The organism is Brevibacterium aurantiacum (assembly GCF_007558825.1).
In the GTDB taxonomy this organism is placed as follows: domain Bacteria; phylum Actinomycetota; class Actinomycetes; order Actinomycetales; family Brevibacteriaceae; genus Brevibacterium; species Brevibacterium aurantiacum_A.
The window spans coordinates 19,192-27,740 of the sequence record NZ_VLTK01000024.1; the positions used below are offsets into that span (position 1 = coordinate 19,192).

Annotated in this window: 9 protein-coding genes; 8 read left to right on the forward strand and 1 reads right to left on the reverse strand. The window is 57.8% G+C overall.

Features of this window, described 5'->3' with window-relative positions:
• The first annotated feature begins 43 nt into the window (after positions 1 to 43).
• The 7 genes from FO013_RS21440 to FO013_RS21470 all read left to right on the forward strand — a co-directional run bounded on the left by FO013_RS21440 (position 44) and on the right by FO013_RS21470 (position 7,131).
• The gene (locus FO013_RS21440) at positions 44 to 1,486 is read left to right on the forward strand and encodes an alpha,alpha-trehalose-phosphate synthase (UDP-forming) (protein WP_143924591.1); all 1,443 of its coding nucleotides are present in this window, start codon (positions 44 to 46) and stop codon (positions 1,484 to 1,486) included.
• On the forward strand, positions 1,476 to 2,921 hold the full coding sequence (locus tag FO013_RS21445; protein WP_260848321.1) for an MFS transporter: 1,446 nt from the start codon (positions 1,476 to 1,478) through the stop codon (positions 2,919 to 2,921). The genes FO013_RS21440 and FO013_RS21445 overlap by 11 nt, the downstream gene beginning before the upstream one ends.
• A 95-nt stretch (positions 2,922 to 3,016) precedes the next feature.
• Positions 3,017 to 3,370 carry a hypothetical protein gene (locus FO013_RS21450; protein ID WP_143924592.1) on the forward strand — a complete coding sequence of 118 codons (354 nt, stop codon included), beginning with the start codon at positions 3,017 to 3,019 and terminating at the stop codon, positions 3,368 to 3,370.
• 43 nt (positions 3,371 to 3,413) lie between these two features.
• The gene (locus FO013_RS21455; RefSeq protein WP_143924593.1) at positions 3,414 to 4,466 is read left to right on the forward strand and encodes an iron-containing redox enzyme family protein; all 1,053 of its coding nucleotides are present in this window, start codon (positions 3,414 to 3,416) and stop codon (positions 4,464 to 4,466) included.
• A gap of 247 nt (positions 4,467 to 4,713) precedes the next feature.
• Positions 4,714 to 4,992 carry a CDGSH iron-sulfur domain-containing protein gene (locus FO013_RS21460; protein ID WP_143924594.1) on the forward strand — a complete coding sequence of 93 codons (279 nt, stop codon included), beginning with the start codon at positions 4,714 to 4,716 and terminating at the stop codon, positions 4,990 to 4,992.
• Between the two features lie 536 nt (positions 4,993 to 5,528).
• Positions 5,529 to 6,617 carry a carboxylate-amine ligase gene (locus tag FO013_RS21465; protein ID WP_186293262.1) on the forward strand — a complete coding sequence of 363 codons (1,089 nt, stop codon included), beginning with the start codon at positions 5,529 to 5,531 and terminating at the stop codon, positions 6,615 to 6,617.
• A 343-nt stretch (positions 6,618 to 6,960) separates the two neighbouring features.
• Positions 6,961 to 7,131 (forward strand): hypothetical protein, encoded by a 171-nt coding sequence (locus FO013_RS21470; RefSeq protein ID WP_313900605.1) that lies wholly within the window; start codon positions 6,961 to 6,963, stop codon positions 7,129 to 7,131.
• A 267-nt stretch (positions 7,132 to 7,398) separates the two neighbouring features.
• Here FO013_RS21470 and FO013_RS21475 read toward each other — a convergent pair whose 3' ends face one another.
• A complete protein-coding gene (locus FO013_RS21475; RefSeq protein WP_143924596.1) occupies positions 7,399 to 7,962 on the reverse strand; it encodes a GNAT family N-acetyltransferase in 564 nt (187 codons plus the stop codon).
• Positions 7,963 to 8,102: 140 nt separating this feature from the next.
• On the opposite strand from FO013_RS21475, the gene FO013_RS22710 reads away from it, so the two are divergent.
• On the forward strand, positions 8,103 to 8,549 hold a 447-nt coding region (locus FO013_RS22710), incomplete at its 3' end, for a hypothetical protein (RefSeq protein WP_222103700.1).

Here is an 8,549-nt window from a genome sequence, read left to right on the forward strand (position 1 = left end):
CGACAGGTCCGGCTGAGGCCTCAACGAAAGAGAGGATGCTGAAATGCCACCAAGACACGACGGCCAATCCTTCATCGTGATGGCCAACCGCCTACCCGTGGATCGTTGCAGAGACTCGTGGCACACAGCACCGGGAGGCCTCGTCTCAGCGTTGGCGCCGATTGTGAAAGCCGAAAGCGGCGCATGGATCGGCTGGCCGGGGACCTGCGATGAAACAATTGAACCCTTTTCAGCAGACGGCATGCACCTTTTCCCCATTCCACTCAGCTGTGCAGAACATCGCCAATACTATGAAGGTTTCTCCAACTCTGTTCTCTGGCCTCTCTATCACGATCTCATCGTCGCGCCTCAGTACCGGCGGGACTGGTGGCGCACCTATGAGGCCGTCAATGCCAGGTTCGCTCAGGCTGCGATTGAAACAGCGGCATATGGGGCCACCATCTGGATTCACGATTATCAACTGCAGCTCGTACCGCGGATGATCCGCAGTCAGCGTCGAGATGTGCGAATCGGCTTCTTCAACCACATTCCCTTTCCCCCAGTCGGGCTGGTAGGACAACTTCCGTGGCGCGAGGCTGTTTTGGATGGGCTGCTCGGGGCCGATGTCATCGGTTTCCAACGCGAGTCCGATGTGAGGAATTTCCGCGATGCGAGTCAAAGGTTTCTCGGTATCGACCCCGATCGGGTCTCGAACGTCATCGATGCCTATCCCATCTCAGTCGATGTTGATGCGATTCGTGAAGCAGCTGAATCTGACTCGGTTGCTCGACTCTCCCGACAGATTCGGCACGATCTCGGTAGCCCCGAGGTTCTCATGCTCGGTATCGATCGACTCGACTACACGAAAGGCATCCCGCAACGCCTCCGGGCCTTCGAAGAGCTCCTCGAAGACGGAGTCCTGGCCCCGGAAACAACAATGTTGACTCAAGTGGCTGTGCCCTCACGCGAAGGAATCGGGGCATATCAAGACCTACGTGATGAAGTCGAACGCCTTGTCGGTCGCATTAATGGCCGCTTCGGTACGCTCGAGCGAGGTGTAGTTCAGTATTTTCATCAGTCATATTCGTTTGAAGCCACCATCGCCTCCTACCTCGCCGCGGACGTACTTCTGGTGACTTCCTTGCGCGATGGAATGAACCTCGTCGCGAAAGAATTCGTCACAGCGCGCCAGGAGCGAGGTGGCGCTCTCGTTCTCTCAGAATTTGCGGGGGCCGCCGATGAGCTTGACCGAGCCGTCATCGTCAACCCGCATGACATCTCCGGGCTGAAGAATGGAATACGTGAGGCCGCCAAGCTCACCGGTGACGACGCTCACGATCAAATGGCGGCGATGGCTGGAACTGTCGAAGACCATGATGTCCACCAGTGGGCTCAAAGCTTCCTTAACGATTTACAGAACCCAGTCAACGCAGGCTTGCCGTTCCTGAAAATATCCACTGGGAATACCACCACAAATCTGCAAGAGGTGAAACACGTTGGCAGATGAAGCATCACACGACACTCAGGACTATCGGGTGCCCACCCCCGATGGCATCGACATAAGCACGATGGCGCCTGGCGAGAAGCGGACCCTCAAACGAGCGATCGGCGGATCGGCCCTCGGCAATGCTGTCGAGTGGTTCGACTACGGCGTGTACTCCTACGTGTCGGTATACATCGCTAGCGCCTTCTTCCCCGGCGAATGGGGCGTCGCCCTGACCTTTGCGACCCTGGCTTTGTCGTTCGTCTTCCGCCCCTTGGGGGGACTCGTTCTCGGGCCCTTGGGAGACAAGGTGGGCCGTCAGCACGTGATGGTCCTGACCATCATCATGATGACGATTCCGACCACACTCATTGGTATCCTCCCTAGCTACTCCACGCTCGGGGCATTTGCACCGGTCCTATTGCTGTTGTGCCGCATGGTCCAAGGCTTCTCCACCGGCGGTGAGTACGGCGGTGCCGCCGTCTACATGGCAGAATCGGCACCCGACAAGCGCCGGGGCTTCTGCGGGTCGTTCCTCGAACTGGGCACCCTGGCCGGAACAGCCTCGGCGGCGCTGGTCTGCACTCTTCTCCTCATCATCGTCGGCAGCGACGGGATGGAAGCCGGTTGGTGGCGACTGCCCTTCCTGCTGACCCTCCCCCTCGGTGCCATCGCCCTCTGGCTGCGGATGAAACTCGACGAGCCCGAGGCCTTCTCCAAGACCACCTCTGAGCAAAAGGCCAACAGAAAACCGTTCCGGGAGCTGTTCACCGGGTACAAGAAACAGATCCTCATGCTCATGGCCTTCGTCGTGCTGCTCAACGTCGGTCAGTACATGGTCCTGACCTACATGCCGACTTACCTCAGCAGCATCCTGGGCCACTCCGAGATCACGAGCAACTTCATGCTCGTCGGGCTGCTGGCGGCCATGATCGTCCTCGTCAGCCCCCTGGGGCGACTGACAGATTCAATCGGACGCAAACCGGTGCTCTACACGTCAGCGATCGGGTTCATCGTGCTGTCTGTACCCGCGTTCCTCCTCATGCAGGCGGAGGGGCGCGGTCTCCAATTCCTCGGTCTGGGCATCATCGCCCTCCTCCAGGTGATGATGCAGTCCTGCGTCTCGGCCACTCTGCCGGCGATCTTCCCGACCCAGGTTCGCTTCTCGGGCTTTGCCATCGGCTACAACATCTCGACCGCCATCTTCGGTGGGACCACGGCTGCGGTCAATTCCTTCGTCATCAAAGCCACCGGATTCGATCTGTTCCCCGCCGTCTATCTCGTCGCAGCGGGAATCATCGGCCTGATCGGCATCCACTTCTTCAACGAAACTGCAGGTCGTCCCATCCATGGCGACACTCCGCCGGGTTCCGAAGACGAGGAGCTTGCCAAGATGGGCTACGAACTCATCGGCTTCAATAACAACAACGACGATGCAGAGGCCCAAGACACACGGTGACCGAACCCGCAACTGTCATCATTGACACCTCACGACAGCCCTACCTGTTCTCACCTTTCATAAGACGCGATACACCCGACCATTGGAGTGATGCGATGTACACGATGCTCAACAACCAAGAATCGTCAAAATACGATCTCTACCTTCCCGGCAAGCTCGTCGCAGCACTTCATTACAAGCTCGAAGCAGAAGAGAGCGAGATCATGCTCATCTACTGCGAGGCCATCGAGACCGAGGAAGCAGCCCACCACTGCACAGAACTTATGCGACTGGCGGCCGAAGACGTCAAAAGTCGCCGCTTGAAGCTCACCATCACATGCCCCATCGCTCTCAAATTCATGGAAATGGGAAAAATCTGCCGCTCAACCGCAGCAGTGTCTTCCCGTATGGTTCATGATGACCAGGTCTCGAGTGCCGCCGGGCAGAACCAGCTGAATGTGCCCCAATGATACGTACGAGTTGCCATCATGTTTTTCATCAGGAGGCATTTCAATGAAGACACATTCGATCAACGACCCTGCTCCCAGCGCCCGTGGTCCTGCCAGCGCGGCCTTACTCCGCGTCCTCACCACTCCTACCGAGAGGACAGGTCCCGAGTTGAGCGTCCTGGCGGACACCGTTGAAAGAGCCCTTGGGACTACCGAGGACATCCTCACCGACGATGATCTGCAGCTGACGCTTTATCTGTTGTACCTCCTGCACTACGGTCCAGCCGACTTCGTTCACGGTGATTGGGAGTGGGACCCGGAACTGATCCGCGTCCGAAAACAGATCGAGGTCCAACTCGAGGAGGTGTTGCGATTGCGCTGCCCGCTCCCCACCGTACTGCCCGTCAACGGCGAGGAAGTCTCCGAGGCTTTGTTCTCCATGACCGCCGATGCGGCTCGACCGACTTTGGCTACGTGGGCGGCACGGCATGCAACTGTCGAACAGCTTCGCGAGTTCCTCATCAACCGATCCATCTACACTCTTCGAGAGGCCGACCCCCACACTTGGGCGATTCCTCGATTGAGAGGGCGGGCGAAAGCGGCGCTAGTGGAGATCCAGACCGATGAGTACGGCGGCGGTGACCCCGAACGTGTTCACGCGGAGATCTTTGCCCGCACCTTGCGCAATTTCGATTTAGACGATCGACCAGACTCCTATCTCGATGTTGTGCCGGCCGTCATTCTCAACTCGGTGAACACCATGAATCTCTTCGGTCTCAACAGACGTCTGCGCGGAGCCACCATCGGACATCTCGCAGCCTTCGAAATGACATCGTCGATCCCCAACAAGTATTACTCGAGAGCATTCACCAGGCACGGGTACGGGGAAGAGATCACCCGGTATTTCGATGAACACGTCGAAGCTGACGCAGTCCACGAGCAAATTGCTGGCAGAGACCTTGCCGGAGGAGCTGCCGATGACGATCCGCGGCTCATCGCCGACATCATTTTCGGTGCCTCGGCCAGTTTGTTCGCCGATGGCCTCAGCGGTGATCACATGCACGAAAAATGGACCACCGGGCAGACCTCATTGAGGCACGTGCAAGAGGGACGATGACATCGCCAAAGGTATCCACTCCAATTCTGGGAGCGAACTATGTCCTCTTAGTTACTGTTGGATTTTTCGCATTTTTTATCGCCGAACCCGGGCGGCGTCGGTCCAAGAGCATACCGAGGTTCCCGGCTAGCGTGCGTTGTGCGCATGGATAACCGTTGCTGAAAGCACGCGAAGGCGTCACATACTACGAGAAAAGACTTCCTACCGCTGCGAACTCGGTCCGCAAGCTCCGGAGAGGGCAAGCTTCATGAAAAACCAAACCACACCGGTGACCATCACGCTATGCCCTGACGGTCCGCTACTCGTGCGAGGCGAATTCTCCATAGCACAGGCGCCAGGACGAACCCCAGAACAGCCGGACAGACAGGTGGTGGCATTGTGCCGGTGTGGAAAAACAGGGATAGCGCCCCTTTGCGATGGTTCTCACAAGCTGACCAATTTCCGAGCTCCTGCACCACAAGACTCGGAGACGGCAAAACACGAGGGAGGGAAACCCGTGGCAGAACACGGACCACGACGGTCTTAACGCTGTCCCCAAGGAAGCACGGGACGACAATGCTGAAAGGCCGGGAACCAGCAACGGTAGCCACGAACACTAGGACGAACTCGTCGACGAATGGGGCGAGAAGTCGTTTCCCAGTAGCGATCCTCCAGCCTACTACTGATGTTGGAGGATGGTCAGTAAGAGCCTCACAGGCTCGACGGGGCATCAGGATCAGCGATGGCATGACTCGACAGGGATCGCGTGCAGCCAAAGCAATAGAGACTCCACTTAGCCGCGATGCACTGTGGTTCAGGCTCTCCTGGCCACTCCAGCCGAATGCGACAAAACGATGAATACGGCCACAGATCTCAGGAGAGTAGCAGCGCGCTAGTTGCCTCACTGTTTACAGCAAGCTTTCAGCCCCGGGCTTGATGGAGACTCTCAACCTAGTAATACCAAGGGCGCCCGGGGGTATGGTTTCCGGATGTGCACCTCCCACCAGAATGTGAATCATTTCGCCCCGCTGGACACAAGATTGGCCCATTCTTATTAGCAAAGTGCGGATCCGAGGAGGCCAGTTGTCTACTTTCGGTATTGAGGAAGAATTCATCCTCGCTGACCGTTCTACCTTGTTGCCTGCTTCTCCTACAAAACAGCAGAAGAAGGCATTGATGGCGCTGTCGTCGCACAGTGGCCGGGTCACTACTGAATGGCTCGACTGTCAAATCGAGTTTGCCACTCCGGTGCTGAGAACTGCCTCGGAAGCCTTCGAATCACTGCTTGACTTCCGAAAGAAGCTCTCTAGGACAGCCCATGAGCTTGGCTTCATCGCCACGTCGCTGGGAACTGCGCCTCAGATCGCGGGTGCCCCACCCGCCATCAGCGAGGGTGAACGCTACCGTGAAATGGCTACACTTGCACCGGCTATTGCGGCTGAGCAGTTCATCAATGGCATGCATGTCCACGTCGGTATCCCTGACAGGGAATCCGGTGTGCTCGCGCTCAACGGTATGCGCAGATGGCTGCCTGTGCTCACGGCACTGAGCGCCAATTCTCCTCTGTGGCGTGGCGCCGATAGCGGTTTCGCAAGCTGGCGATCGATACAGTATCGCCGATGGGTGATCTACGGTACTCCTCCCCATTTTCACAACGCCGACGATTACGATTGTCACCTCACAGCACTTCAACGTTCGAACCTAGTGGACGATGCGGCCATGGTGGGGTGGCTGGTTCGGTTGTCGCCACGTCACCAGACCGTGGAGATCAGAGCCTGTGATGTACAACTTCATGCAGAAGATGCTCTCACGCTGGCATTGCTCATCCGTGCCCTCGTTAACGCCGAGATCGAGAGCCCGCTTGCGAACGCGGTCCCTGCTGAACTTATCGACGTCGCCCATTGGCAAGCTGCGCGGTTCGGATTGGCAGGCAAGCTTATGGACGCTCAGGCCCAGAATAGTGTGCCCGCGGCCACTGCGGTGTGGACCATGTTCGATCGGGCGCTCCCGGACCTGCTTCGAAGCGACGACAAGGTACGTGTACGGGCGGGAATCCGGCGATTGCTGCGATTCGGCACCGGGGCCACCCGCCAGCGCGAAGTCTTCGCAAGAGCGGACCTATTGGGGTTGCTGAATTACTCCAGTAGTCGCTTGGTTGCCCACGATACGTAGGTTTCCGAGAACTGCCCAGCTCCAAATCAGCGTTGGGTGTGATGTCGACCTGTCCGTGCGAAACAGTTTCCAGCGAAGCGCGGCATCGCGCAACTCACAGGTCACGAGGCAGTTCGGTGAGGAGGCAGTTTGATGCCGCAGATCGCCCGTACGTCACACGATCGAGAGTGAAACGAAGGCTTCGCCCCTCGTCGTCGCTGGTGACCGACTCATTGCAGGTGACCCTGCCGCGGCGTCGACGTCACTTAGGCCAGCCCGGAAGCAATATACTCATCAAGCTTCCCAACATCCCTGGCTGCCGCTACAGCGAGTGCTTCGGTCGGATCCTCAAGATGGATGACCAATGCTGGGTCATCATAGGCTCGACCCGCACATATCGTCTCGCCGCCGTCTGCTCGAGCTGTCGGGGAAGAAGGAGATCGGAATGTTGGTGCCTGTGGTCGTATTCGTGCTCCCGGTGACCGTCATCTTCGCTGTCTTTCCCTCACTCACCGTCCTCGACCTGAGTCCATGACCTGACCCGGCGCGGGCTCTCAGCCTGGTCCTGCCACCGTCTGATCGCCTCACCATCTGATCACCCCGCAAACCGATTGCACCGCAGAAGGAGACACCGTGTTCCACCACCTGATGAACCGATTCGCTGTGTTCGTCATCGGCTTCCCAACTGATGACCCAGATCGCCGGGGCGAGCGACGAGGTGATCGACCGGGCCGCGGTGACGTTCCCGGCTGGGTGCTCATCACGCTCGTGAGTGTCCGAGCACACACCTGTCTGACCCGGTCTATAGTTCGATCACCATAGTCCAGACTGTTGGCCCGTTCTCGATCTCGGTACGGTGAGTAACCACGAAGCCGTGGCGTTCATAAAGCCTGACGTTCCTTGCCTCAGAGGTCTCCAACGAGACTCGGGGGATCGAGGACAAGGATGCCCGCTTCAAGGCTTTCTCGATTATCGAAGAGCCCAGTCCTTGGCCAGCGCTTTCCGGACGTACCCCGATAGTGGCGAAGTTCCACGATTTCTCCGGATGTTGCGGTAGCTGCGTACTGAACACCAATTCGCCGCGTTCGCCCATGAGATCTGCGATCTCTGCCTGCAAAGCCTCGGCAGGTTCGGAACTTTCAGGCGGCAGCAGCGCAGCCACACCAGCAAGGTCATCGCTAACCAGTACAAGGCCCTGTTCGACCGCATGAGTTAGGTAGACGGCCTGCAACCGCTCCAACCGAATGGCGTAATCATCTTCCGGGATAATCCACCTGGTCCAAGGATAGTTTTCGAAAGCGATAGCGAGCGTCCTCGCTGATTCGGTGATATCGCCGGCCGCAGCAGTACGTATATTCGTGGTCACGGTCTTATGCTACAAGATAGCTTACCCCTGAACCGATTTAGGGCTCGTGGAGCGCAGGAGATGCCACCTTGGAAAGTTACAAGTTCACAACAGTCGTTTTCGGTCTCTGCATCATCGAGATGCGACTGTAGTATCTATCCATGAAATCGTCGAGGGAGCCCGCAGATTCGGAGCGCCCCGACAGCTCACAAGTCCCACGCCTCTCATCGATTCCTCGTCACATTGAAGAGTGGCTCGACACCTTCTTTGACGGCAGCCCCACTGTCCGCTTCACCTGCACTCCACAGTTCTACGATCGAATGTACTTTCGACTCCGGGAAGCAGCCGATTCGCACGGCTACGATCCCGACATCGTTGTCGGCCTCGGTGGAGCCCTCGAATTTCGACGCCGAAGTCAAGAGCAAACCGAGAAAGTTCAAGATCAACCGCGTGAGGAAGCCTTCTCCTCGACTGAGAATGAAGCGGTGGACACTGCAGTACTCGCACCTGACGAATACATTTCACGCCTCGAGTACTTGCGGGACGAGATCGCACGCGACAGCGGACACCGTCAGGAGATGGCGTGCAGAGCAGTGGCAACAGGCATC